The organism is Aurantibrevibacter litoralis (assembly GCF_034651555.1).
Classification (GTDB): Bacteria; Bacteroidota; Bacteroidia; order Flavobacteriales; family Flavobacteriaceae; genus Aurantibrevibacter; species Aurantibrevibacter litoralis.
Window position 1 is genome coordinate 90,183 of record NZ_JAYEEQ010000001.1, and the last position, 23,879, is coordinate 114,061.

25 protein-coding genes and 1 tRNA gene are annotated in these 23,879 nt (G+C 39.2%); 21 read left to right on the plus strand and 5 right to left on the minus strand.

What is annotated here, in order from left to right; genetic code table 11:
• The first annotated feature begins 139 nt into the window (after nucleotides 1-139).
• The 3 genes from U1E44_RS00385 to odhB are packed head-to-tail and all read left to right on the plus strand — an operon-like array spanning nucleotide 140 to nucleotide 5,183.
• Nucleotides 140-2,935 (plus strand): 2-oxoglutarate dehydrogenase E1 component, encoded by a 2,796-nt coding sequence (locus U1E44_RS00385; protein ID WP_322928878.1) that lies wholly within the window; start codon nucleotides 140-142, stop codon nucleotides 2,933-2,935.
• A complete protein-coding gene (locus U1E44_RS00390) occupies nucleotides 2,932-3,924 on the plus strand; it encodes a peptidoglycan DD-metalloendopeptidase family protein (RefSeq protein ID WP_322928879.1) in 993 nt (330 codons plus the stop codon). Before U1E44_RS00385 ends, U1E44_RS00390 begins: the two co-directional genes overlap by 4 nt.
• A 26-nt stretch (nucleotides 3,925-3,950) precedes the next feature.
• The gene (gene odhB / locus U1E44_RS00395; RefSeq protein WP_322928880.1) at nucleotides 3,951-5,183 is read left to right on the plus strand and encodes a 2-oxoglutarate dehydrogenase complex dihydrolipoyllysine-residue succinyltransferase; all 1,233 of its coding nucleotides are present in this window, start codon (nucleotides 3,951-3,953) and stop codon (nucleotides 5,181-5,183) included.
• Between the two features lie 68 nt (nucleotides 5,184-5,251).
• Here the strand turns inward: odhB and U1E44_RS00400 are convergent, their stop codons facing one another.
• Nucleotides 5,252-5,692 (minus strand): retropepsin-like aspartic protease family protein, encoded by a 441-nt coding sequence (locus U1E44_RS00400; RefSeq protein ID WP_322928881.1) that lies wholly within the window; start codon nucleotides 5,690-5,692, stop codon nucleotides 5,252-5,254.
• 37 nt (nucleotides 5,693-5,729) lie between these two features.
• Here U1E44_RS00400 and U1E44_RS00405 point away from each other — a divergent pair, with 37 nt between their 5' ends.
• The 8 genes from U1E44_RS00405 to U1E44_RS00440 all read left to right on the plus strand — a co-directional run bounded on the left by U1E44_RS00405 (nucleotide 5,730) and on the right by U1E44_RS00440 (nucleotide 10,931).
• Nucleotides 5,730-6,497 carry a TatD family hydrolase gene (locus tag U1E44_RS00405; RefSeq protein WP_322928883.1) on the plus strand — a complete coding sequence of 256 codons (768 nt, stop codon included), beginning with the start codon at nucleotides 5,730-5,732 and terminating at the stop codon, nucleotides 6,495-6,497.
• Nucleotides 6,498-6,508: 11 nt separating this feature from the next.
• Nucleotides 6,509-7,534, plus strand: a complete 1,026-nt coding sequence (locus tag U1E44_RS00410; RefSeq protein WP_322928884.1) for an asparaginase — start codon at nucleotides 6,509-6,511, stop codon at nucleotides 7,532-7,534.
• 70 nt (nucleotides 7,535-7,604) lie between these two features.
• Nucleotides 7,605-7,692 (plus strand) — tRNA-Ser (locus tag U1E44_RS00415).
• A gap of 77 nt (nucleotides 7,693-7,769) precedes the next feature.
• The gene (locus U1E44_RS00420) at nucleotides 7,770-8,519 is read left to right on the plus strand and encodes a MotA/TolQ/ExbB proton channel family protein (protein ID WP_322928885.1); all 750 of its coding nucleotides are present in this window, start codon (nucleotides 7,770-7,772) and stop codon (nucleotides 8,517-8,519) included.
• A gap of 28 nt (nucleotides 8,520-8,547) precedes the next feature.
• A complete protein-coding gene (locus U1E44_RS00425) occupies nucleotides 8,548-8,991 on the plus strand; it encodes a hypothetical protein (protein ID WP_322928886.1) in 444 nt (147 codons plus the stop codon).
• A 12-nt stretch (nucleotides 8,992-9,003) separates the two neighbouring features.
• The gene (locus U1E44_RS00430; protein ID WP_322928887.1) at nucleotides 9,004-9,636 is read left to right on the plus strand and encodes an ExbD/TolR family protein; all 633 of its coding nucleotides are present in this window, start codon (nucleotides 9,004-9,006) and stop codon (nucleotides 9,634-9,636) included.
• Nucleotides 9,637-9,654: 18 nt separating this feature from the next.
• On the plus strand, nucleotides 9,655-10,137 hold the full coding sequence (locus tag U1E44_RS00435; protein WP_322928888.1) for an ExbD/TolR family protein: 483 nt from the start codon (nucleotides 9,655-9,657) through the stop codon (nucleotides 10,135-10,137).
• A 98-nt stretch (nucleotides 10,138-10,235) separates the two neighbouring features.
• Complete coding sequence (locus U1E44_RS00440; RefSeq protein WP_322928889.1) at nucleotides 10,236-10,931, plus strand: porin family protein; 696 nt, start codon at nucleotides 10,236-10,238, stop codon at nucleotides 10,929-10,931.
• Here U1E44_RS00440 and U1E44_RS00445 read toward each other — a convergent pair.
• From U1E44_RS00445 to U1E44_RS00460, 4 genes are all read right to left on the minus strand, one after another.
• Complete coding sequence (locus U1E44_RS00445) at nucleotides 10,926-11,531, minus strand: hypothetical protein (protein ID WP_322928891.1); 606 nt, start codon at nucleotides 11,529-11,531, stop codon at nucleotides 10,926-10,928. The two genes, U1E44_RS00440 and U1E44_RS00445, sit on opposite strands and share 6 nt — an antisense overlap.
• Entirely contained in the window at nucleotides 11,531-12,991 is a 1,461-nt protein-coding gene (rpoN, locus tag U1E44_RS00450; protein WP_322928893.1) for an RNA polymerase factor sigma-54, read from the minus strand. The genes U1E44_RS00445 and rpoN overlap by 1 nt, the downstream gene beginning before the upstream one ends.
• 35 nt (nucleotides 12,992-13,026) lie before the next feature.
• A complete protein-coding gene (gene asnS, locus U1E44_RS00455) occupies nucleotides 13,027-14,460 on the minus strand; it encodes an asparagine--tRNA ligase (protein WP_322928894.1) in 1,434 nt (477 codons plus the stop codon).
• A 102-nt stretch (nucleotides 14,461-14,562) separates the two neighbouring features.
• Complete coding sequence (locus tag U1E44_RS00460; protein ID WP_322928895.1) at nucleotides 14,563-16,950, minus strand: efflux RND transporter permease subunit; 2,388 nt, start codon at nucleotides 16,948-16,950, stop codon at nucleotides 14,563-14,565.
• A gap of 344 nt (nucleotides 16,951-17,294) precedes the next feature.
• On the opposite strand from U1E44_RS00460, the gene U1E44_RS00465 reads away from it, so the two are divergent.
• The 10 genes from U1E44_RS00465 to U1E44_RS00510 all read left to right on the plus strand — a co-directional run bounded on the left by U1E44_RS00465 (nucleotide 17,295) and on the right by U1E44_RS00510 (nucleotide 23,875).
• Nucleotides 17,295-18,581 carry a hypothetical protein gene (locus U1E44_RS00465; RefSeq protein ID WP_322928897.1) on the plus strand — a complete coding sequence of 429 codons (1,287 nt, stop codon included), beginning with the start codon at nucleotides 17,295-17,297 and terminating at the stop codon, nucleotides 18,579-18,581.
• Nucleotides 18,582-18,584: 3 nt separating this feature from the next.
• Entirely contained in the window at nucleotides 18,585-19,181 is a 597-nt protein-coding gene (locus U1E44_RS00470) for a hypothetical protein (RefSeq protein WP_322928899.1), read from the plus strand.
• Nucleotides 19,182-19,493: 312 nt separating this feature from the next.
• The gene (locus tag U1E44_RS00475; protein WP_322928900.1) at nucleotides 19,494-20,285 is read left to right on the plus strand and encodes a hypothetical protein; all 792 of its coding nucleotides are present in this window, start codon (nucleotides 19,494-19,496) and stop codon (nucleotides 20,283-20,285) included.
• A complete protein-coding gene (locus U1E44_RS00480; RefSeq protein WP_322928901.1) occupies nucleotides 20,285-20,701 on the plus strand; it encodes a hypothetical protein in 417 nt (138 codons plus the stop codon). The genes U1E44_RS00475 and U1E44_RS00480 overlap by 1 nt, the downstream gene beginning before the upstream one ends.
• Before the next feature lie 36 nt (nucleotides 20,702-20,737).
• Nucleotides 20,738-21,118, plus strand: coding sequence for a hypothetical protein (locus U1E44_RS00485; RefSeq protein WP_322928902.1), 381 nt, complete (start codon nucleotides 20,738-20,740; stop codon nucleotides 21,116-21,118).
• Between the two features lie 39 nt (nucleotides 21,119-21,157).
• Complete coding sequence (locus U1E44_RS00490) at nucleotides 21,158-21,412, plus strand: hypothetical protein (protein ID WP_322928903.1); 255 nt, start codon at nucleotides 21,158-21,160, stop codon at nucleotides 21,410-21,412.
• A 12-nt stretch (nucleotides 21,413-21,424) separates the two neighbouring features.
• A complete protein-coding gene (locus U1E44_RS00495) occupies nucleotides 21,425-22,201 on the plus strand; it encodes a hypothetical protein (protein WP_322928904.1) in 777 nt (258 codons plus the stop codon).
• A 167-nt stretch (nucleotides 22,202-22,368) separates the two neighbouring features.
• Nucleotides 22,369-22,779: a hypothetical protein gene (locus U1E44_RS00500; RefSeq protein WP_322928905.1), complete on the plus strand. Its 411-nt coding sequence runs from the start codon at nucleotides 22,369-22,371 to the stop codon at nucleotides 22,777-22,779.
• A 157-nt stretch (nucleotides 22,780-22,936) separates the two neighbouring features.
• The gene (locus U1E44_RS00505; protein ID WP_322928907.1) at nucleotides 22,937-23,224 is read left to right on the plus strand and encodes a hypothetical protein; all 288 of its coding nucleotides are present in this window, start codon (nucleotides 22,937-22,939) and stop codon (nucleotides 23,222-23,224) included.
• 249 nt (nucleotides 23,225-23,473) lie between these two features.
• Nucleotides 23,474-23,875 carry a hypothetical protein gene (locus tag U1E44_RS00510; RefSeq protein WP_322928908.1) on the plus strand — a complete coding sequence of 134 codons (402 nt, stop codon included), beginning with the start codon at nucleotides 23,474-23,476 and terminating at the stop codon, nucleotides 23,873-23,875.
• Nucleotides 23,876-23,879 lie beyond the last annotated feature (4 nt).

Sequence of the window (23,879 nt, forward strand, 5' to 3'; positions counted from 1 at the left end):
ATAACACCCTATTTTTACAAGTTGTATTATTTTTAATAAAACCGTTAAAATTTCCCAATAATCGGTAGTGGGTTGCCTTTGTAAATGTTAAAAGTCGTATTTTTGATTAAATTTTGTTCAAAAGACAATCATAGCATACATGGATAAATATTCCTTTTTAAATGCCGCTCATACTTCGTTTTTTGCGGCCTTATACGATAAGTATCTTATAAATCCCGATAGTATAGAGCCCAGTTGGAGGGCTTTTTTTCAGGGGTTTGATTTTGGTATAGAATCCGTTAGGGAGGAGCAAGATCTACCGCCTCAGCAGTATACCGAAGCCTCTGCCAACACACAGCAGGTTCCTATCCCTGAAACCCTTCAGAAGGAATTTAAAGTAGTGAAATTAATAGACGGTTACCGAAGTCGCGGGCACCTGTTTACCAAAACCAATCCGGTACGCGATCGGCGGCAGTATTATCCTACCCCGGATATCGAAAACTTTGGTTTAGAACAGAGTGATATGGACACCGTGTTTACGGCCGGAGATATATTAGGGATTGGGCCATCGACCCTTAGGCAAATTATAAAGCACCTTACCAGTATCTATTGTGATGCTATTGGTGTAGAGTATATGTATATCAGAAGTCCGGAGCGCATAGAATGGATTCAGAAATGGCTAAATGTTAATGATAACCACCCCAGTTTTAGTACAGACGAGAAAAAGCACATCTTAGATAAATTAACTCAGGCGGTTTCTTTTGAGAGTTTTTTGCATACCAAATATGTAGGTCAAAAACGATTTTCGTTAGAAGGTAATGAATCGTTGATTCCTGCACTCGATACCATCATTGAACTCGGCGCCAAACTGGGGGTAAAACAATTTGTTTTGGGAATGGCGCACAGAGGACGCCTTAACGTACTTACCAATATTTTTGGCAAATCGGCAAAAGATATTTTCAGCGAATTCGATGGGAAGGATTATGAACTCGATATTTTTGATGGAGATGTAAAATATCACCTGGGTTGGACTTCCGATCGCATTTCGGCAAACGGCGAAAAAATTAGTATTAATATTGCCCCAAACCCATCGCACTTAGAAACGGTAGGTGCCGTGGTTGAAGGAATTACCAGAGCGAAACAAGAAGCACATTACCCGGAAGATTTTTCTAAAGTGTTGCCTATTGTAGTGCATGGTGATGCTGCCATTGCGGGGCAAGGCCTAGTCTACGAAATTGTACAAATGGCCAATTTAGACGGGTATAAAACCAATGGCACAATTCATATCGTCGTAAACAATCAAATTGGGTTTACTACCAATTATTTAGATGCTAGGACATCAACCTATTGTACCGATGTGGCAAAGGTTACCTTGAGTCCTGTACTCCACGTAAACTCAGATGATGCTGAAGCCGTGGTACACGCAACCATGTTTGCCGTAGAATACAGAATGCGGTATAGAAGAGATATTTTCCTCGATTTGCTGGGTTACCGAAAGTACGGACATAATGAAGGCGATGAACCCCGGTTTACACAGCCAAAGTTATATAAGGTAATTGCCAATCATAAAAATCCACGCGATATCTATGCGGATAAGCTTATAGAGGAGGGTGTTATAGATGCCTCTTACATTACAACATTAGAAGAAAAGTACAAGGCTTCTTTAGAAGAAGAATTGGAAGATTCCAGAAAAATAGAGAAAACGGTCATCACCCCATTTATGGCCGATGAATGGAGTGGTTTTGATACCGTGCAGGAAGAGGCCATGATGAAGCCGGTAGACACAGCCTATGATTTGGATAAATTAACAGCCGTAGCTAAGGTATTGACCGAATTGCCGAAGGACAAGAAGTTCTTGCGAAAAATTCAAAAGCTGGTCAATGATCGTAAAAAAATGTTTTTTGAATCGGACAATTTAGATTGGGCCATGGGTGAACTTCTGGCCTACGGTTCTTTAATGCAAGAAGGATACGGGGTACGTATTTCGGGCCAAGATGTAGAACGTGGCACTTTTTCGCACCGCCATGCCGTAATCAAAGTAGAAGACAGTGAGGAGGAAATAGTGCAATTGAACCTGCTTTCCGCAGATCAAAACAAATTTCATATTTACAACTCCTTGTTATCCGAATATGGCGTGGTGGGGTTTGATTATGGGTATGCCATGGCCAGTCCTAATACATTAACCATTTGGGAGGCGCAATTTGGCGATTTTAGCAACGGAGCGCAAATTATGATAGATCAGTACATATCAGCTGCCGAAGACAAATGGAAATTACAGAATGGTCTTGTCATGCTTTTACCACATGGGTACGAAGGCCAAGGCGCCGAGCATTCTTCCGCCCGTATGGAACGCTACTTACAATTATGTGCAAAAGACAATATGTTTGTGGCCGATTGTACCACACCGGCCAATTTATTTCACTTGTTGCGTAGACAAATGAAAGCAAATTTTAGAAAGCCGTTAATTGTATTTACACCAAAAAGTCTATTGCGTCATCCAAAAGCCGTCTCTTCGGTTAAGGGATTTACCGAAGGAAGTTTTCAAGAAGTTATTGATGATGCCACCGCGACTGTAAAAAATATAAAAAGTTTGGTTTTTTGTACGGGTAAATTTTATTATGATTTATTAGCCGTAAAAGAAGAACAAAACAGAGATGATGTGGCACTAGTGCGCGTAGAGCAACTGTTTCCATTGCCTTCCGAACAAATGAAGGCCATAATAAAAAAATACAAAAATGCGGAAGATGTGGTGTGGGCGCAAGAAGAACCTCGTAATATGGGGGCATGGAGTCATTTATTGATGCATTTTAGCGAGGTACACCAACTCAGAGTAGCCTCGAGACGATTTTATGCTGCTCCGGCGGCTGGCAGTTCGGTACGTTCTAAACGACGCCATCAACAAGTAATAGATTACGTTTTTGACAAGACAAAAGACAATATGGTACGGCCAAAATGAAGCAACGACTACACGTGAAATATGGGCTTTGTCTACTTCTTTTGTTTCAAGGAGTAAGTTTCTATGGCCAAGGTGCATTAGGAAATTATAACCTAGCCGCCACCAATTTTATGTCGTTATATAACAATGGCGATTATGTGGGTATTTTCGGGTTGTTTGATGCAGATATGAAAAAGGCGTTACCGCAACAAAATACAATATCCTTTTTTTCGCAAAACGTGAAAGCCAAAATGGGAAATATTCAAGACATGCAATTTTTAGAGTTCAAAAATGGCGCACATGTCTATAGAACCTATTTTGATAAGGCTACTGCCGATATCTTAATTTCGTTGAACCCAAATAATAAAATTAACGGATTGTATATTTCACCTCCGAAGCCGCTTACTATTCCCATTCTAGATCGTAATTTAACCCCGATGCAATTGCCATTTAACCTGAACGAGGAGTGGTTTGTATTTTGGGGTGGTACTACCGAAGCCCAGAATTATCATGTGAATGAAGTAAGTCAACGGTATGCGTATGATTTATTAATGGTATCCAATGGAAAATCATTTGAAGGCGATCCTCTAAAGAATGAAAGTTATTTTGCTTTTGGAAAGGAAATATTGGCGCCCTGCAATGCGCAAGTCATTAAAGTAATTACAGGTGTAAAAGATAATATTCCGGGGGAGACCAATCCCGAGCAACTCACCGGAAATACGGTAGTTTTAGAAACACCCAACAAGGAGTATGTATTGTTTGCCCATCTTATGGAAGGTTCCATTGCCGTAACCGAAGGGCAAATGGTGGCCCAGGGTACCGTATTGGGGAAATGTGGTAATTCCGGAAATTCTACAGAACCGCATTTGCATTTAAGCCTACAAAATACCGTTGATATGGAAGACGCCACCGGCGCCATGTTGTTTTTTAACCAATTGTGGGTCAATGGAGAGTTACGGACAGATTACCTTCCCGTTAAGGAAGATTTTATAAAAAATAGCAATAATTAGCGTACATTTAAATTAAAGAAAAGACCATGATATTAGAAATGAAAGTTCCCTCTCCGGGAGAATCTATCACCGAAGTAGAAATTGCAGAATGGTTGGTACAAGATGGCGATTATGTAGAGAAAGATCAGGCCATTGCAGAAGTAGATTCGGACAAGGCAACCTTAGAATTACCGGCCGAAGCCAGTGGTGTTATAACGCTTAAAGCGGAAGTAGGCGATGCCGTTGCCGTTGGCGAGGTGGTATGTATTATAGACACGGGTGCTGCGAAACCGGAAGGTGCTGCACCGAAAGAAGACGTGCAAAAAGAGACCCCAAAAGAAGCGGTAAAAGAGGCGCCAAAAAAGGAGAAGGAAGCGGAAAAGGCACCTGCGAGTAAATCCTATGCCAGTGGCACACCCTCACCCGCTGCAAAGAAGATATTGGATGAAAAGGGAATTAGTCCTTCCGCAGTTACAGGAACAGGAAGAGCTGGCAGAATTACCAAGGAAGATGCACTACAATCTGTGCCCTCCATGGGCACGGCCACAGGAGGGCATAGGGGCGAAACGCGATCCAAACTATCCATGTTGCGCCGTAAAGTGGCCGAACGTTTGGTGGCAGCCAAAAACGAAACCGCTATGCTCACTACATTTAACGAAGTTAATATGTCGGCCATTTTTGAATTGCGAAAAGAATATAAAGAGGCCTTTGCGGAGCGGCACAATGTGGGTCTAGGATTCATGTCCTTTTTTACAAAAGCAGTGATTAGAGCTCTGCAAATGTACCCTGCGGTAAATTCTATGATCGATGAAAAGGAAATGATTTCTTTTGATTTTTGCGACATTAGTATTGCAGTTTCCGGCCCTAAAGGACTCATGGTGCCGGTAATCAGGAATGCCGAGAACCTATCCTTTCGGGGTATAGAAGCTGAGGTGAAACGTTTGGCCATCCGTGCCCGTGAAGGAGAAATAACAGTCGACGAAATGACGGGTGGTACTTTTACCATTACCAATGGCGGTGTTTTTGGCTCCATGTTATCTACACCCATTATCAATCCGCCTCAGAGCGCCATTCTAGGAATGCATAATATCGTAGAAAGACCCATCGTTCGGGATGGTGCTATCGCTATAGCTCCCATAATGTATGTAGCCCTCTCCTATGATCATCGTATTATTGACGGTAAGGAATCGGTAGGGTTTTTAGTGGCGGTAAAAGAGGCATTGGAAAATCCGGAAGAAATACTAATGGATAATAATGTAAAGAAAGCGTTAGAACTATAACAATAGGTAACGTATGGTTGCGTATAATTTTGTAAAACATTCGCTTGCTTTAGGGTATAGCGAATGTTTTATTTTTTAAGATAGATACATTTTTGGTTGTAATCAATAATCGCCTTGGCCTTTTTTAGAATGTCTGCCCCAATAATCCCATCTACAGGCAATGCCTTATGATTCAGTAGCGCTTCGTTTACATGCACCAGATCAAAAAGTACAATACTTAGATGGGTTTGTTTCCACTTTCCTATTTTAATTTTGTTTTTAGTAGCTATCTGGGTTTCCATGTTCACAGCACCGGCACCCGCTGCTTTAATTTCCGAATTTTTCGGAACAAGATTAAAAAACAAAATCTTATCAAAACCAACACAGGTATTAGACGCCCCGGTATCCAAAATAAACCGACCCTTAACACCATTTATACTAGCTGCAATTTCAAAATGGTTGGTGGCCGTCAATACGAGTGGAACTTTGGTATATTTTTTTAGAGAGATGTATTTTTTAGAGGTGTTCATTTATTTTTTTTGATAAAGATAACCCTATTTTTGTTCTATGATACTTACAGATACGCATACGCATTTATACAGTGAAGCTTTCGATAATGACAGGGATACCGTTATCGGCAGGGCTTTGGACGCAGGCATAACGCGCTTTTTTATTCCTGCGATAGATTCAAGCTACACTAATGCCATGCTGCAATTGCGATCTAAATACCCCAATAATATGTTTTTGATGATGGGTCTTCATCCTACCCATGTGAACCAAAATTATATGGATGAGTTGGCGCACGTAAGCGAAATGCTCCAAAAGGAGGCATTTTTTGCCGTAGGGGAAATTGGAATAGACCTCTATTGGGATAGGACCTATCTTAGGGAGCAGCAAAAAGCCTTTAAAATGCAAATTGAACTCGCCAAAAAGCATCGGTTGCCCATTGTGATTCACTGTAGGGAAGCCTTTGATGAAGTTTTTGAAATCTTGGAACAAGAAAGGGATGCCGATTTACGGGGCATATTTCATTGTTTCACGGGAACAGAAGTACAAGCTGAAAAGGCCATAACCTTAAATATGAAACTAGGTATTGGCGGGGTAGTAACGTATAAGAACGGAAAGCTAGATACATTTTTAAAAAAAATTGATCTAAAACATATTGTATTAGAAACTGATGCCCCTTATTTAGCTCCTGTTCCGTACCGAGGTAAACGCAACGAAAGCGCATACTTAATATGTGTGCTAGATAAACTTTCCGAGATTTATAACTTAAGTAAGGAAGAGATAGCTTCAATAACAACAGCCAATTCCAAGACTATTTTTGGGATTTAAATAGCTAACGCATGAACGTAGAAACCAAAATTTTGCTGGTGTATACAGGAGGTACCATAGGGATGCTTAAGGACTACAAGACCGGAACTCTAAAACCGTTCAACTTTAAAAAACTTTTAAAGAATATCCCTGAATTAAAGCAATTAGGCTGCCACATTGAGAGTGTTTCTTTTCATGAGCCCATCGATTCTTCTAATATGGGCATAACTCATTGGGTTCAGATAGCAACCCTCATAGAGCAGTATTATAGCGCTTATGATGGTTTTGTAGTGTTGCATGGAAGTGATACCATGAGCTATACGTCGTCTGCCCTGAGTTATATGTTAGAAAATCTGGGAAAACCAGTCATCTTTACCGGATCTCAATTGCCGGTGGGCGACCTCAGAACCGATGCCAAGGAAAATCTGATTACAGCAATACAAATAGCGGCACTGCGCAAAGAAGGGAAACCCTATATTCAGGAAGTAGGTCTGTATTTTGAGAATAAACTGTTTAGAGCCAATAGGACAACTAAAATTAGTGCAGAACATTTCGAGGCTTTTATGTCGCCCAACTTTCCGGCTTTGGCAGCCTCAGGGGTTCATTTAAAAGTTTATGAAAGCAATCTTTTACGTCCTAAGCCATCCAAACCCTTGGTACTGCATAAGCAAATGGATGATAATGTAGCCATTTTAAAGCTCTTTCCAGGGTTAAATAGAAATGTATTGCAAGGCGTTTTGCATATTCCCGATTTGCGTGCTTTGGTGCTAGAAACCTATGGCGCAGGAAATGCCCCTACGGCAAAATGGCTGATAGAGGACTTAAAAAAAGCCATTGCGCAAGATATTTATATCGTAAACGTAACACAGTGTTCCGCAGGAGGAGTTCTTATGGGGCATTACGAAACCAGCCGTCAGTTACAAGAGCTGCAAGTAATTAATGGTAAGGACATTACCACAGAAGCGGCCATCACAAAACTCATGTACCTTTTGGGTAGAAAAACGTCCGCTAAACGGTTTAAAACTATGTTTGAAACCCCATTAAGAGGGGAGTTATAATAAAATTAACTCGTTTAATTTCTTTAACTAATATTTTTTTTGTTATTTGGTCGATCTAAAACGTTCACCAAGAGAGGTGGCCGAGTGGTCGAAGGCGCACGCCTGGAAAGTGTGTATACACCACAAGTGTATCGAGGGTTCGAATCCCTTCCTCTCTGCTGTTAAGTTTTAATTTTTTTATTGTAATTTTTTTTTATCTTTAACCTATTAACTAACTAATTTTAAGTTTGAAAAAATGAAAAGATCATTCTCTACGCTGGCCATGGCTGGTTTCTTTGTCCTAAGTGCAAACGCGGTAAATGCGATGACAACTACAACTGTAATGCTTCAAGATGAAGCTGCTGCAGAATCGTCAAGGGGGTTTACCCAAGTTTTAAAAGAACAATTTATTCAGGGTGGTGCCGGATTCATGGGCATTGTATTGCTTTGTCTTATCTTAGGATTAGCGGTAGCTATTGAAAGAATTATTTATTTGAATTTGGCAACGACCAACTCCGCCAAGTTAAAACAACAAGTGGAAGATGCGTTGGCTTCCGGAGGTGTAGAAGCTGCTAAAGAAATATGCAGAAACACTAAGGGTCCTGTGGCTTCTATTTTCTATCAAGGATTAGATAGAGCAGGTGAAAGTATTGAATCTGCAGAAAAAGCAGTTGTAGCCTATGGAGGTGTTCAAATGGGACAATTAGAGAAGAACGTGTCTTGGTTGTCCTTGTTTATTGCAATTGCACCGATGCTTGGGTTCATGGGTACGGTAATAGGGATGATTCAGGCGTTTCAAAAGATTGCGGCAGTAGGTAACTTAAGTGCATCTCTTATTGCTGGTGATATTCAGGTAGCCTTATTAACTACCGTATTTGGTTTGATCACAGCGATTATTCTTCAAATTTTCTATAATTATATTATCGCTAAGATTGACAGTATTGTGAATGATATGGAAGATTCTTCTATCGCTTTGGTTGATTTGCTGGTAGAACACAAAAAATAAGAAACGCATCTAATATAAAACGTATATCATGCATAAAATAATTAAAATTGTATTGGTGCTGTTAAGTGCTGTGGGAGCCGTTTGTTGGTTCATGCTGCCAGAGGCTGAAATGCCTGCGGCACAAGCGGCCGAAAGTGGGGCACTCAACTTAATGTTTTTGGTTGCTTATTTGCTTTTGGGTATTGCCGTGTTTTTTAGCCTATTCTACGCCCTTAAAATTTTATTTGCCAACCCGACAGGCCTCAAAAAGGCATTGTTTACTATTGGCGGATTATTATTGGTAGTAGCAATTTCGTATGGCTTGGCCAGTGGCACGGATGTAGATTTGGCAGAAATGGCGAACAGGGGTATCCCCACAACGGAAAGTACCGTAAAAACCATTGGAATGGGACTTAATGTATTTTTTATCTTAACCGCCATTGCAGTGATCTTAATGTTATTACCGGGAGTAAAAAAAATATTTACTAAATAAAAACTACAGATTATGCCTAGAAGAGGAGCACCACCAGAGGTAAATGCAGGATCTATGGCAGACATCGCATTCTTGTTGCTGATATTTTTCTTAGTAACCACTACTATAGAAACTGATGCAGGTTTAGATCGGATGTTGCCACCCATTGAACCTCCAACTGAAGATCCACCGATAATCAGAGAGAAAAATATATTTACGGTAAATATTAACCGAAATGGGCAATTGTTGGTTGAGAATGAACTCACCGACATTAAGAACCTTCGAAAAAAGGCAGTCGAATTTTTAGATAATGGAGGAGCTCCTGCCGGAACTCCGGAGTATTGCGATTACTGCAAGGGCAAAAGAGATGCCAGTTCTTCCGATAATCCCGACAAGGCCATTATCTCATTAAAAAACGATAGAGAAACAAAGTACTCTACTTACATTACGGTACAAAATGAACTTGTGGGTGCCTATAACGATTTGCGTAACCGAGAGGCGCAGCGATTGTTTAAGAAGGACTTTACCGATATGGAGGCGCAATATCTTAATCCTGAAACACCATCTGCTATTAGAGACGATTTAAAGGAGAAGGTAAAGAGAATTCAAGATTTGTTTCCACAAAAATTGTCAGAAGCAGAGACCTCTACGTCTAGCACTAATTGAAAGTAAATACATTGTATTATGTCAAAATTTAATAAGAAAAAAGACGCAGCATTGCCGGCAGTAAATACGGCCTCCCTTCCGGATATCGTATTTATGTTACTGTTTTTCTTCATGACGGTAACTGTTATGAAAGACAGTACCTTAAAGGTGGAGAATACGTTGCCAAATGCAACGGAGATCAAAAAATTAGAAAAGAAAGATAGGGTTATTTATATCTATGTGGGTAAGCCAACACGTGAATACGAAAAGGTATTTGGCACGGAGTCTAAGATTCAATTAAATGATAAATTTGCCAATGTGAATGAAGTAGGATCCTATATTCTGGCCGAACGAGCCAAAAAGCCGCAGGAATTACAAAACGTACTCACAACAGCCTTGAAAGTTGACAAGAATGCGAATATGGGGATTATCTCAGATATTAAGCAAGAGCTTAGAAAGGTAAATGCACTTAAAGTGAATTATACCACGTATGAGGGTGATGCTTTTAGAAATTTACAGTAGTTACTAGATCATTTCAAACTTACTTGAACGCTTCAAATGTTTTTATTTGAAGCGTTTTTTTATGAATTTAGTTGTAATTAATAGTACATTTATAGGTAATGAAAGGGCAGATCGTATTTCTTTTTGTGGTGGTGCCATGGCTTTTGTATGCACAACTAAATGAAGTAGGTGCTGAGGTAGCCGATACAAAGTATTTGGAAGATCAGTTTTACGTGGGATTAAGCTATAATTTTATACGGGATAAACCTGACGGTATCTCCCAACAAAATTTGTCGTATGGGTTGCAGTTTGGGGTTATTAAAGATATTCCGCTCAACAAAACACGCAATGTAGCGCTGGGTATTGGTGTAGGGTATGCCGTAAATTCGTATTACAGTAATTTGTTCGCCTCCCAAGCAGATAATACTATTACCTATGCAATAGCTTCAGATTCAGTGGGTCTTAGGCGTGGGAAATTGGAAAATCATCTCATCGAATTTCCTTTAGAATTTAGATGGCGTACCTCCACGCCCGAGGAGTATAAATTTTGGCGAATTTATGGCGGTATAAAATTTGGATATGTCTTTTCCAGTCGCTTTAAATTTGTGACTAATACTGATAAAATTGCCTTTTCGAATGGGAACAATACTAATTTTCAGTACGGACTCACGCTAAATTTTGGGTACAATACGTTTAATATACATACCTATTATGCACTGTCAGCGCTTTTTAAAGATGGCACAAATCTCGGAACCACGAATACTCCGATAGAGTTTAAACCGCTTCGAATAGGTATCATATTTTATATTTTATAGCCAAAACTTAACTAATACCAATTGGGATACAAGGCCAATAAATAAGCCGATAAGAATTTCTTGCGAATTGTGAGCTTTAAGATACAGACGGCAACTGGCCACTATACCGGTTGTTAAGGTGGCCGCACTTAGCGCCCAAATCAGGTTTATTTCAAAATGAATACTTAGAAGATGAAGATAGGCACTAAGGCTGCCTATTCCCATTACATGCATACTGCTTTTAAAATTAAAAAAAAGGAGAAGTAACGAGGCCATTGTAGCCAATACCAGGCCTAAAAAATAGTAGTGCAGTTCAATAATAAAATTATTGGGAATGACCCGGAACAATACCATAAACAGAAGTAAAATAGCGATATAGTACGGGTATCTTCGTTCCTTGGGTTCCGGCATAAATAAAGAACGAACCAAGCCGAGATTTTTAAGAATTAGAAAGGCAATAATCGGGATGATCACCGTTAGTATAAAAATTGGTAAGATAGTACCGCCTTGAACAGGTAGGGGGCTGTATTTAGGCGTAATCTTAAAATAGACTAGGCTACCCGCTATAGGGACAAATAAGGGATGAAAAACGTAGGAGACGAATATTGAAAATCGCTTCATCAAATTTCTTTTCGTAATCTGGCCACCGGAATTCCAAGTTGTTCCCTGTATTTTGCGACCGTTCTTCTGGCAATGGGATACCCTTTTTCTTTGAGTATTTCGGCTAAACGATCATCCGTAAGAGGACGTTTTTTCGTCTCTTCAGCGATCACAGTTTCCAGTATTTTTTTAATTTCTTTTGTGGATACGTCTTCGCCTTGTTCGTTTTTCATGGCTTCTGAGAAGTAATCCTTGATTAATCTGGTACCATAAGGCGTGTCTACGTATTTGCTGTTGGCTACTCTGGAAACCGTGGACACATCCATATCAATAATGTCTGCAATATCCTTAAGAATCATGGGTCTTAGCTTGCGTTCATCGCCGGTAAGGAAGTATTCTTTTTGATATTGCATGATGGCGTTCATTGTAATATATAGGGTTTGTTGCCGTTGTTTAATGGCATCAATAAACCACTTAGCCGCATCTAGTTTTTGTTTAATAAATTGTACGGTATCTTTTTGTGATTTCGATTTTTCCTTGGCACTTTTATATCCTTCTAGCATATGGGTATACTCTCTAGAAATATGAAGTTCCGGGGCATTACGGCCGTTTAATGTCAGTTCTAATGCACCTTCTACTATTTTAATAGAAAAATCGGGCACTATATGTTCTACAATACGCGTATTTCCAGCATAAGAGCCACCTGGCTTTGGGTTTAGCCGTTCTATTTCCGATATGGCATCTTTAAGAATAGCTTCGCTAATACCATGTTTTTGCAACAGTTGATCGTAATGCTTTTTTGAAAAATGCTCAAAGGATTTTTCCAAAATGGCAATTGCAATGGCCGTACTGGAGGTGGGATCTTTTCGGTACAATTGAAGGAGCAGGCACTCTTCTAAAGACTGCGCCGCAACACCAGGCGGATCTAGTTGCTGCACTATTTTCAAAACTTTTTTTACGGTAGCTTCATCCGTGTATAAATTTTGGGTGAAAGCCAGATCATCTACAATGTCGGTTAGTTTTCTACGGATATAACCGCTTTCATCTACACTGCCTACAAGAAATTCGGCAATGGTCCACTCTTCATCACTCAAGTAAACCGTATTGAGTTGGTTTAGTAAGTATTGATTAAACGATATGCCCGAGGCATAAGGCACATGCTTTTCCTCATCATCTGTACTGTAATTATTGGTTTGCGTGCGGTAATCAGGAACTTCATCATCACTGAGGTATTCATCAATATTGATATCCTCGGCGGCGATATTTTCGCTGTCATTATCACCATCCTGATCATAGATTTCATCAAAATCTTCTTGCCCTTCTACCTCTTCCTTACCGGTTTCCAGCGCCGGATTTTCTTCAAGTTCTTGTTTAATACGCTGTTCAAAAGATTGCGTAGGTAATTGTATCAGTTTCATTAACTGAATTTGCTGAGGCGACAGCTTTTGGGATAATTTAAACTGTAAGTGTTGTTTTAACATGGGTCAATTATCCGTATAAAGGTAACAAAAACTGTTTAGAACTCTGCATTTTGGGGGGTTCTGGGAAAGGGAATTACATCGCGTATATTTCCCATACCGGTTGTAAAAAGTACAAGCCGTTCAAAACCAAGTCCAAAACCACTGTGTACTGCCGTTCCAAATTTCCTAAGATCCAAATACCACCAAAGTTCCTTTTCGTCTATACCCAGCGCTTTAATTTTTTCTTTAAGCACGTCTAGGCGTTCTTCCCTTTGAGAGCCACCCACGATTTCGCCAATGCCTGGAAAAAGAATATCCATAGCTCTTACGGTTTTTCCGTCCTCATTTAAGCGCATGTAAAACGCCTTTATTTTCGCGGGATAATCAAATAAAATCACCGGACACTTAAAATGTTTTTCTACGAGATAGCGTTCGTGCTCACTTTGTAAGTCTACCCCCCATTCGTTAATAGGGTATGTAAACTTTTTCTTTTTGTTGGGCGTACTGTGCTTTAATATTTCAAAAGCTTCCGTATAAGATACTCTTTTAAAAGTGTTCTGCACCACAAATTGCAGCCGTTCTATGAGTGTCATGCCACTTCGTTCTATTTGAGGCTTCAATTTTTCTTCATCGGCTAAGCGTTGCGCCAAAAATTGAAGATCTTCTTGGCAGTGATCTAAGACGTAGCGAATGACTTTTTTAATAAAATCTTCCGCCAAATCCATATTGTCGTTTAGGTCATTAAAGGCCACTTCGGGCTCTATCATCCAAAATTCGGCTAAATGACGGGAAGTGTTCGAGTTTTCTGCACGGAACGTAGGGCCAAAAGTGTACACCTTACCAAGAGCCATGGCATAGGTTTCTGCTTCTAACTGCCCGGAAACGGTTAAGTTGGTTTCTTTTCCAAAGAAATCTTTGCTGTAGTCTACATGACTATCATCGGTCAGCGGCGGATTTTTGGCATCTAGGGTACTTACCCGAAACATTTCTCCGGCTCCTTCGGCATCCGAACCTGTTATTATTGGGGTATGTACATAATAAAAACCATTTTGTTGAAAATACTGGTGAATGGCAAATGCTAAGGCAGATCGAACACGCATTATGGCCGAAAAAGTATTGGTACGAATACGCAGATGCGCCTTTTCTCTTAAAAACTCTAAGGAGTGTTTTTTGGGTTGTATGGGATAAGTCTCCGGATCTGATTCTCCTAAGATTTTAATAGCTGATACTTGGATTTCTACCGATTGCCCTTTCCCTTGACTTTCTACCAACATCCCGCTAATTTGTAGTGCGGCACCCGTATTTATTTGGTTTAAAAGATCTTCGTCAAAGTTTTCATAAGCTACCACACACTGAATGTTGTTTAGGGTAGAACCATCGTTTAGCGCAATAAATCGATTGCTTCTAAACGTGCGAACCCAGCCGTTTACCACGACTTCTTGACCTATAAAATCTCCGGTAAATAATTCTTTAACGGTATGCGTATTCATTTTTGGATACTTGAAAATTAAGATTGCAAAGATAACCCTTTTAACAAAAGGAGTGCTTGGCTATACCCTTTAAATTACAGTGCTAGTATTCCTTTTTTGGGATTAACTATCATCTTCATCCAAAGGCAGTATATCGATCTGTGGTTCTTTTAATACACGTTTATTGGCAATGCTTCGTTCTAAGGATAGCAGTAAAGAGGGCAGCAAGATTAGATTGGCAAGCATGGCAAAGAGCAATGTGGCAGAAACAAGTGCCCCCAAGGCCACTGTACCGCCAAAACTGGAAATGATAAATACCGAAAAACCAAAGAAAAGTACTATGGAGGTATAAAACATACTTACGCCGGTTTCTCTGAGGGCGGCATACACCGATTTTTTAATGCGCCAATGGTTTGCCGCTAGTTCCTGTCGGTACTTTGCCAAAAAATGAATGGTATCGTCTACAGAGATGCCAAATGCAATGCTAAAGACTAAAATAGTGGAAGGCTTTATAGGTACTCCTAAAAAACCCATTACCCCAGCTGTAATAATCAACGGCAGTAAATTGGGGATAAGCGACACGATGATCATTCTAAGGGATCGGAACAAATAAGCCATGAACAGGGCGATTAGCAAAACAGCTAGAGCCAACGAAATTACAAGATTCTTTACCAAGTATTTGGTTCCTTTAAGGAATAAGTGTGCATTCCCGGTTATGGTAACCGTATATTGGTCTGTGGGGAAAATCTTATCGGCACTTTCCCGTAATTTTTTTTCGATCTCCTCCATGCGATCCGTTTTGGTATCTTTCATAAAGGTCGTCATCCGTGCAATCTGTCCCGTAGTATCTACAAAACTCTTCAATAAATTTCCATTTCCCGACGATTTTCGAGCCACATCCATAATAAATGTGTTTTCTTGAGACGTAGGGAGCTGATAGTATTTTGGAAGTCCGTTATAAAACGCTTGTTTGGAATATTTTACTAAATTCACTACCGAGGTGGGTTTTGAAAATTCTGGAATTTCTTCAATCACCTCACCCAGTTCTTCCATTTTACGTAAGGTAGGGAGTCTTAGTACACCATTTTTTCGTTTGGTGTCTATCATAATCTCGATAGGCATAATGCCGTCGAATTCGGTTTCAAAAAAACGGATATCTTTAAAAAAAGCAGCTCCTTTGGGCATGTCTTCTATAGGGCTTCCCGATATATTAATTTGATAAATGCCAATAATACTCAACACCAAGAGAATCACAGAAACGACATACACCGATATTCTTTTGTCTCGTACGATGGCTTCCATGGTATTTACAAAAGAATAGATCCATTTTTTGTTGAGATGTTTCAGGTGCTTGTCTTTTGGAGGATACATGAAACTGTACACAATAGGAATGATGAGCAACGAAAGCATAAAAATTCCTATAATGTTGATAGATGCCACGATGCCAAATTCTTTCAACAACTTACTATCGGTAACGATAAACGTTGCAAAACCGGAAGCGGTGGTGATATTGGTCATTAAGGTAGCATTGCCAATCTTAGAAATGACACGTTGTAAGGAAAGTGCTTGGTTGCCGTGCTTTTTAACCTCTTGTTGGTATTTGTTAATCAGAAAAATACAATTCGGAATACCAATCACAATGATCAACGGCGGAATAAGTGCTGTAAGAATGGTAATTTCGTATTGCAATAGTCCCAAAATACCAAAAGCCCACATCACCCCAATAATAACCACGCACATAGATATTAATGTAGCTCTAAAACTTCTAAAAAAGAAAAAGAAAATAAGGGAAGTAACTAGGAGAGCCGCCACTATAAATTTTCCTATTTCATCAATAATATTTTGAGAATTTAAGGTTCGTATATAAGGCATTCCCGAAACGTGAACATCTAAAGTCGTCTCCGCTTCAAAATCGGCAACGAGGTTGGTAATGTCCTCCAAAATAAAATCTTTGCGCACGTTGGTGTTTACGATGTCTTTGTCTAAGTACACAATAGTGCGTATGGTACGGCTCTCTTTGTTGTAGAGCAGACTTTCGTAAAAGGGCAATTCATTAAACAGCTTATGGGTAATGCTATCTACTTCGGCTGTGGTTTTCAGATTATTCTCCACCAAGGGTTTTAGCACAAACTCTTGTTTTTCATTGTCTTTTACAAGTTCTTGAAGGTTGTCTGTAGAAAGCACAAAATCTACTTCGGGAAAAGCATCTAGTTGTTTGCTGAATCTATTCCAACGATTAAATTTTGCCGGGGTAAACAAACTACTGTCTTTTACCGCAAAAACAATGATATTGCCTTCTTCCCCGAACCGATCTAAAAAGCTTCGATATTCTATGTTTACAGGATGGTCATCGGGCAATAATACGGCTTGTGTACTGGAAAAACGCATTTTATCCCATTGAAGCGCTAAAAAGAGGGTAACCGCTGCAAGTATAAAAAGGATGAGGATCCTGTTTCTAAGGATGATCCTTGCAATCTTTTCCCAAAATCCCTTGGTAAGCGTACCGGCCATGCTATTGTATTACGCGCCAAAGGTAGAAAATGATCGGTAGTGTTCCTAGAAACCGCGCTTGAAATGCACCTCATAGAAGCGTTCCTAAATTTACAGCACTTATTTCTAAATAAGTTCATGTTTATATGGCGTAATTAATGCCTTTATTTTTAGTGCTGTTAGGGGCTCACATGGTACGCCCTACAAGAATCATACTCCTGTGTGTCACTATTTTTACTTGCGCATTTCATCGAATAAATACGGTTAGGTTTGCGGGGGGGGGATTTTTCTTACATTGTACTGTGGAAAGCAATTTCCGTGTTTACTAAACGCATTAATTCCTTATATTTAAATACTGCAAGACCATGAAAAAACCAATTACAAAATGTATCGCTCTTTGCGTCTTATTGTTCACTTTGGGCTGTGAAAAAGAAGACGTACTGCAATTGCAGACTTCGACTGCCGATGACCATGTAAACGTATCCGTGCACTATGCCGGATCGGAAGCCTTGTCCGTAGTAACCAATGCCATTGATGGTACGGTGGGCAAGGGCACGTTGGCTTGGACTCATGAAAAACGAGACAAGGACCGTTTCACCATTGACAGAGAAGGAATTCTAAAAGTAACCGATTCTGTGGGCAACCACACCTTTGCCCTGGGCATACAAGATACCGAGCCCGTAAACGGCATATTTTACAATCTGGTGGTGACCCAACGCAAGGACGGCAAGCCCATACCGCCTTTTGTGATGCGTTATAAGTTAAAAAGCGGAAATACCCATGACTATGTACATGCGGAGCATCAAAAATTTGAAGGCAAGGTGGACGTTTTTTCTCTTGCTGAGTTTGCAAGTGCGGTAGGCTTGCAAGGCAAAGCCGGGGATCCTGTACCGTGCTTGGATGACATTGGCCCTAAAGCAGTTGCCTCTAATGCGACGAGCGGTAACAATGGTTCAGGATCAGGTGGTGGCAATGGTGCGGGGGGTAGCGGCGCACCTTCGGGAACTTCTGGTTTTACTCCAATAGGTATATTTTCGGTTACTATATCCGTGACTATGACCCGAGGAGGTTCTGTACAAGTAGGCAAGGGCCATTTCTTGCCGGCACTGCCCGACAAAGATCCGCAAAGAAAAGGAGGCATAGCCGCTAAGGACGACATTGTAATCTGCCCCGATGGCATCCTGTTGATACCCATAAAACCGGTGGTGCCCCCGCCTCCTAGTTGTAAAAGTTTTAAATTTGAATCCGTTGGGGCAAATTGGCAATCTGCTGCTGTTAAAGGAGTTAAGTTTGGTGTAGGTACCCTGTTGACAAACGGTAATATTACAATTTACAGAATTGAGGATTACATCAATCAGCCCATTTTATTTGAAACATGGAAGAAAGATAGGTTTGGAAATACGATCTCGGCAGGTGCTGCCGCAGAAATTTTCGCAGAGGCCTTAAAAACGGCCATAAAAGCTACTGCGCATAATTTTAAGGATAAATTTGGTTTTAGTCAAACACAAGTGAGGTTATGGTTCGAAGATAAGTTAAAGCAGGTGTTTACGGATATGAGTGATGGCGGCAGAATAACTTTTAGGAATAACCGTTACAATCAGACACCTACAGATTATAAAACAACCTTGTTTGGTTCTGACAATTGCAACTGACCTATGAAGGATTTATTAGAGAAAGATTTTTTGCGGGTGATAAACGAGTATTATCCTGCATTTATACAGTCTGGAAGTTCGGAATATAGGAAGAGCGTGCAATGCGTGCGATTGAATAGGGTTCTTAAAAAGGCTTTGATCGAAAATGAGATTACCATAAGTCTGAAATATTTTCTCAATGGCCTAATCAAAGAGAATAAAAACTATACCCTACATGATTACACTTTATTTGAAGGAGGCGATAGATGTTATAATATCCAATTAATCAAAGATTTTCATGAGGAACGCAAAAGTCATTCGCTTTGTATTAATTTAAGTGTACTGATACCCTACTATACGATCCACATATTGGAAGTAAGAAGGAGCGAGAATTTTAAAAAAAGGATAGGTGGTCCAGAAAGAATGATACATTTAGAAGCGACAATTTACAATGAACTTATTAGTAAGGTTAAAAATTATTTAAACGTAGAGTTAGGACTTTATTTGTTTCCAGAAAATTTGATTAATAAGGTAATACCAGATATAAGCTATGAAAATTCTGATTTTGGCGAGTTTACTTTTTATAATGCGTTTTTTTTAAATAGTTTTTATACAAGATAATTTAAGTCTAACAGCATGAGAAATATACTAATTACTAGTAGTGCGATTTGTTTTTTTCTATGGGTTATCGCTTTTTTCAACAAAGGCTACTTTATCGAAATTCACATAAAGGATAATTTTCTTTTAATCGAGTATTCCATAATTCCAATGTCTTTTACTGTTGTAACCTTTTTAATAACCATATGTTATGTTTTAAAAAACCAATTCCAAAAACAAGCATGCTCAAAGTAATCCCTGATAGTGCCTGAATGGGCACGTGAACCCTAGTAATCCGTTTCAAATCAAAATAAGGGGAATCAATTTAGTTAGGTAGTGGTGGGCGAAGGCCATTTCCTGTCGGCACTACCCGACAAAGATCCGCAAAGAAAAGGAGGCATAGCGGGCAAGGACGACATTCTAATCTGCCCCGATGGCACCCTATTGATACCCATAAAACCGGTGGTACAGCCCGTAAAGATCATAAACGAGCTAAAGGGTAAGGAACTCTGTATCCATAACAAGATGGAGAACACAAAGAACAATTATATTGCGGGGGTAATGAGCAATTTCAAGGGAAACTCGCAATTCAGTATCAAAATTGTCTCTGATCTTACTTTGGCAAGTAATATCAATGGTGAAACCAAACCGATCTCCGGAAGTAAAACCATACTAATCCAGATAAATTCCGCAAAGGCCAGGGGAAGCTCGGGGTTATCTTTGGCGAAGACCATTCTCCACGAATATATTCATGCCCGTATGTTCAGTATGTTAGGCACTAAATTAGTACCCACGGCACCTGATGCGGTAAAATTCCGTACTACCTACGATTCTTACAAGAAAACGGAGTTTGAACCAAGCCCGCAACACCAGACCATGGCAGACTTATACGTGAACTCCATGGCCGAAGGATTGGCATCCTTTCATAAAAACGAACTCAAAGAAGATTACAACAAATACCAATCTACATTTGGAGAATTTCCTAGCTTCGACTTCTATAAGGCGTTAGCTTGGGAAGGCTTATCCAACCAAGGCGTAACCGCATGGTCGAACCTCCCGGAGTCTGAAAGAAAAAAATTCACGACCTTGCAAGCCCGTACAGGAATGTTGACTAACCCATGTAACTAATGAAAAAACTGGTTTTATCGCTCTTGATCTTTTCTATGTACTTTGTTACCAGCGCACAGAAGATAAATGTTGAAAAAGTGCAAAGAGATACATTAATGTTCCGCTATGACAAAGTATTATTGGTTCCGAGCGCATATGTCGTTGGCGAATTCGATCTTGCCCCATTTTCAAGACCTTCCTTTGGTATTAGGTTTAGTATTATAAGGATCCATAAAGATTTAGCAGTCAATAAAATTCTGAATTTAGAAGAGTTTCTTCAGCATGTGGTTAATATGAAAGAAACCAAACATGGATCTGAATATGGCGCATTCCAAAAGATTATGAGTAGAATGGGTGCAAATGTAATAATCATAGTTATCGGTTGTGACGAAGACCGGATTTTTATGGAAATGGAGGTTTCAGAATGGATAGAATAGAAAAGAGACACATGACCATTTATACCCATAAAACCGGTGGTGCAGCCCGTAAAGATCATAAACGAGCTAAAGGGCAAGGAACTATGTATCCATAACCTGTTGGACAAGAAAGGAAGTTCATTTGTACAAGACCTAATGGCCAAGTTTAAGGGAACATCCGAGTTCGATATCAAGATTGTTTCGAAGGAGAAGGTCTTCTCCCCACGGTTAAACGCGTTTGTAAATGGATTGACAAATCCAATTAAGGCTGGCAAAATAGAGATTTTTATAAGCACAACGAATGCGGATAAGAATTCTGCCCTAGAAGTGGCACACACTTTGGTACATGAATATATTCATGCAGATATGCTTAGGAAATTAAATACGATAGCCCCGAGCATTTTGGATCTGAACTTTAGGCAAACGTATGAAGCATAGTAAAGTAAAATATTCAAGGCAACGGCGCAACATAATTCCATGGCAGATCTTTACATAAAATCGGTCAAGACAACTTTAAAAGAGTTCCACAGAACAGCCTTGGCAAGTGATTATAATTTTCTATCAAATGGTGGCAGAAAATCGTTGGACGATTTTTACGAAGCCCTCGCATGGAAAGGGATAAAAGAAGATGGTGTGATCGCTTGGAACACAGTTCCCGAATTGCGTAAAAGCGCCTTAGAGGCTGCACTTCAGGAAAGTTTTTTTGTGGCTACCAAGACATGTCCTAACTAATTAGCTACCGACATGAAAAACATAGTGAATACAATTTTTATGACCATCGGCTTTTGTTGCGTTGTTAACGGGCAAGCAATTTCAAAAGATACTCTTTTCTTTTGGTATGATGAAATTTATACCATAGATGGGGAGAAATCCGAAGGAATCCCATGGATTGAATTCTCAGAAAGCAGGATTCGGGACATGTCCAGATCAGATACTAATGGCTATGTCTATTTTTTAAAGGATACCATAATACACGATTTACGGCCAAAGGAGATTCTGTCCTTCAAGGATTATCTAGAGAATAGAAGGTTCTATTATGATGGAAAATACAATACAATAGTGGATCCTTGGAAAATGGACAACTTACTTCTTAAGAAACACATCATTTTTATAGTCAAGGGCAAAGAGTTCATCAAGCCCCATTTCATTGAATACAATTCGTATTACCCCGTTGGTAAAGGAGATGAAGCAATAGATCCTAGATTAAAAGACACCTTGTATTTTAAACTGGATAGTGGTTATCTTAAAAAAAGTTTTGAAGATGGAAACAAATATTTTTTTCAGGATATTTATAGTGATCAAATGTTCTACTTTAGGGAAAATCGATTATTCCAGGATTTAAAGCCTGGAAAAACCGAAAGTTTTTTTGAATATCTGAGGATTCCTAAATTACGATATGGAAACAGTATTTATGGGAGTCTGAACGATTATAGACTTTGGAAACATTTTAAAAATTATATCATTTTTTTGGTTGGAGACGATTGTTTTATTAAAGTAGATCCCGGATGGGAAATAGAATAGCTTAGACCTAAAAAGGGGTATAGTGTAGCGATTTTTATATAGCATTGGCATGGCAAGGCCTATCCAATAATGGGGTGCGCGCCTGGAATGCACTTTCTGAATCTGATAAAAAACGCATTGCGGATATGCAGGCAAGAACAGGTGTTTTACTAAAAAAGTGTGACTAGATGGTAAGGATTGTTTTAGTTTTAGTGTTTGCTTTTAGTACTTGTTGTGCCCAAAAAAAGGGTAGCAAGGAACAAAAAGTTGTTCAGGATACGTTATATTTCAATTCTTACGATTGTTGTCTTAAAGCAAGTGCTTTTTTAGAGAATACGAAGGTCCTATATTCTTCTGAGGTGGTAGATGGCGTTGCCTTTGAGGTAGAGGAAACCTATGCGGATTTAAACCCGGACAAAATATTGAATTTTGCGGATTTTTTAGAAAACTTAAAAAAAATGGATGGTGAAGGAAGTAAGGCATCTTTAGATGAAAAAGTGTTCGAACGATTTAAACATAACATTGTTTTTTTTGTTGATAATTCAAGGTATCCAAGGAGGTACTTAAAGATATCTGTTTCTTTATTCAGTATTGATTGAAAGGATTACACAAATAAGGAATTGTTATCTTATCCCTTAACTTAAATTAGTTATGCAAATACCAATGGTTTTTCTAGTATTGGTCATGATCTCAACTATAACCAGAGGACAAAATCATGACAAAGACACTTTGCTATTTAAATATAGCAGAACCTATTTGATAGAAGAATATAATCCAATAGATAAATACGTGTACTACAAATTCAAGGGATCAGGTAACAATGGCCAATTTTTCTTTATTGAAAAGGGGGAATTACCTTCAATAAGCGCAATCAAAGAAAACTGCTTCAAAAAATATATTGAAAATCTGGATCTTAAGTTTAAAGTTTTAAAAGGAAAGGGTTTGAATGACATGGTTCTATTTGATTATTTTATCGACTACACCATAATCATGAGAAAAAACAATAGACTTATAAAATTGGAACCAAATCATGTGATTGAATAATGGTAAGGTGTTCAAGGTAAAACAAAGACGACATAATAGTGCTGGTTTAGCTCATTTCCTGTCTGCGCTCCAGAACAATGTCTCGGCCAACAAGTATTATGAGGCATTGGCTTAGCGAGGTCTGGCAGAACACGATGTAAAGGCTTGGACAGATTTAAGTCCAGAACGAAAAAGAGTTCTAGCTGATCTTTCTTTGAGGGTTGATGAACTTACAAATAGCGTTTGCCCTAACAAATAAAATAATATATAATGGTTAAGTCATTTGTTTGTTTTTATTGTTTTGTGACTATTGTTGTTACCATAAATGCCCAGAGATTTCAGAGGGATACGTTATATTTTAATTTAGAAGGTGAGTATATATATGAATCTATCTATGTGCCAAATACGTTTCTATTAATGGACAGTAATGATATAGGCTCCGGAACGTTCTTTTTTGAAAAAGAAGAAAGTGTTTACGGTTTGTCCCCTAAAAAACCGATCTCATTAAAGAAGTACGTTCGATCGTCTAATTTTTATGACAAAAGAAAAGGAAGAAAACTGTATGATGAAGGACTGTTTCACCATTTTGAGCAATTTGTGATTTTTTTGGTACTGGACATTGATGGTACAAAAGAATATATTAGGGTAGCACCTGGTTGGGCAATCGAATGACCTT

What these genes read in the sequence shown, in the direction of transcription:
- U1E44_RS00465 (WP_322928897.1), top strand. Translation starts at nt 17,295, where the DNA reads ATGAAAAAACCAATTACAAAATGTATCGCTCTTTGCGTCTTATTGTTC.
- U1E44_RS00420 (WP_322928885.1), top strand. Translation starts at nt 7,770, where the DNA reads ATGAAAAGATCATTCTCTACGCTGGCCATGGCTGGTTTCTTTGTCCTA.
- asnS (WP_322928894.1), bottom strand. Translation starts at nt 14,460, where the DNA reads ATGAATACGCATACCGTTAAAGAATTATTTACCGGAGATTTTATAGGT.
- odhB (WP_322928880.1), top strand. Translation starts at nt 3,951, where the DNA reads ATGATATTAGAAATGAAAGTTCCCTCTCCGGGAGAATCTATCACCGAA.
- U1E44_RS00510 (WP_322928908.1), top strand. Translation starts at nt 23,474, where the DNA reads ATGGTTAAGTCATTTGTTTGTTTTTATTGTTTTGTGACTATTGTTGTT.
- U1E44_RS00495 (WP_322928904.1), top strand. Translation starts at nt 21,425, where the DNA reads ATGAAAAACATAGTGAATACAATTTTTATGACCATCGGCTTTTGTTGC.
- U1E44_RS00390 (WP_322928879.1), top strand. Translation starts at nt 2,932, where the DNA reads ATGAAGCAACGACTACACGTGAAATATGGGCTTTGTCTACTTCTTTTG.
- U1E44_RS00400 (WP_322928881.1), bottom strand. Translation starts at nt 5,692, where the DNA reads ATGAACACCTCTAAAAAATACATCTCTCTAAAAAAATATACCAAAGTT.
- U1E44_RS00440 (WP_322928889.1), top strand. Translation starts at nt 10,236, where the DNA reads ATGAAAGGGCAGATCGTATTTCTTTTTGTGGTGGTGCCATGGCTTTTG.
- U1E44_RS00385 (WP_322928878.1), top strand. Translation starts at nt 140, where the DNA reads ATGGATAAATATTCCTTTTTAAATGCCGCTCATACTTCGTTTTTTGCG.
- U1E44_RS00490 (WP_322928903.1), top strand. Translation starts at nt 21,158, where the DNA reads ATGGCAGATCTTTACATAAAATCGGTCAAGACAACTTTAAAAGAGTTC.
- rpoN (WP_322928893.1), bottom strand. Translation starts at nt 12,991, where the DNA reads ATGTTAAAACAACACTTACAGTTTAAATTATCCCAAAAGCTGTCGCCT.
- U1E44_RS00480 (WP_322928901.1), top strand. Translation starts at nt 20,285, where the DNA reads ATGAAAAAACTGGTTTTATCGCTCTTGATCTTTTCTATGTACTTTGTT.
- U1E44_RS00445 (WP_322928891.1), bottom strand. Translation starts at nt 11,531, where the DNA reads ATGAAGCGATTTTCAATATTCGTCTCCTACGTTTTTCATCCCTTATTT.
- U1E44_RS00410 (WP_322928884.1), top strand. Translation starts at nt 6,509, where the DNA reads ATGAACGTAGAAACCAAAATTTTGCTGGTGTATACAGGAGGTACCATA.
- U1E44_RS00500 (WP_322928905.1), top strand. Translation starts at nt 22,369, where the DNA reads ATGGTAAGGATTGTTTTAGTTTTAGTGTTTGCTTTTAGTACTTGTTGT.
- U1E44_RS00470 (WP_322928899.1), top strand. Translation starts at nt 18,585, where the DNA reads ATGAAGGATTTATTAGAGAAAGATTTTTTGCGGGTGATAAACGAGTAT.
- U1E44_RS00435 (WP_322928888.1), top strand. Translation starts at nt 9,655, where the DNA reads ATGTCAAAATTTAATAAGAAAAAAGACGCAGCATTGCCGGCAGTAAAT.
- U1E44_RS00460 (WP_322928895.1), bottom strand. Translation starts at nt 16,950, where the DNA reads ATGGCCGGTACGCTTACCAAGGGATTTTGGGAAAAGATTGCAAGGATC.
- U1E44_RS00425 (WP_322928886.1), top strand. Translation starts at nt 8,548, where the DNA reads ATGCATAAAATAATTAAAATTGTATTGGTGCTGTTAAGTGCTGTGGGA.
- U1E44_RS00430 (WP_322928887.1), top strand. Translation starts at nt 9,004, where the DNA reads ATGCCTAGAAGAGGAGCACCACCAGAGGTAAATGCAGGATCTATGGCA.
- U1E44_RS00405 (WP_322928883.1), top strand. Translation starts at nt 5,730, where the DNA reads ATGATACTTACAGATACGCATACGCATTTATACAGTGAAGCTTTCGAT.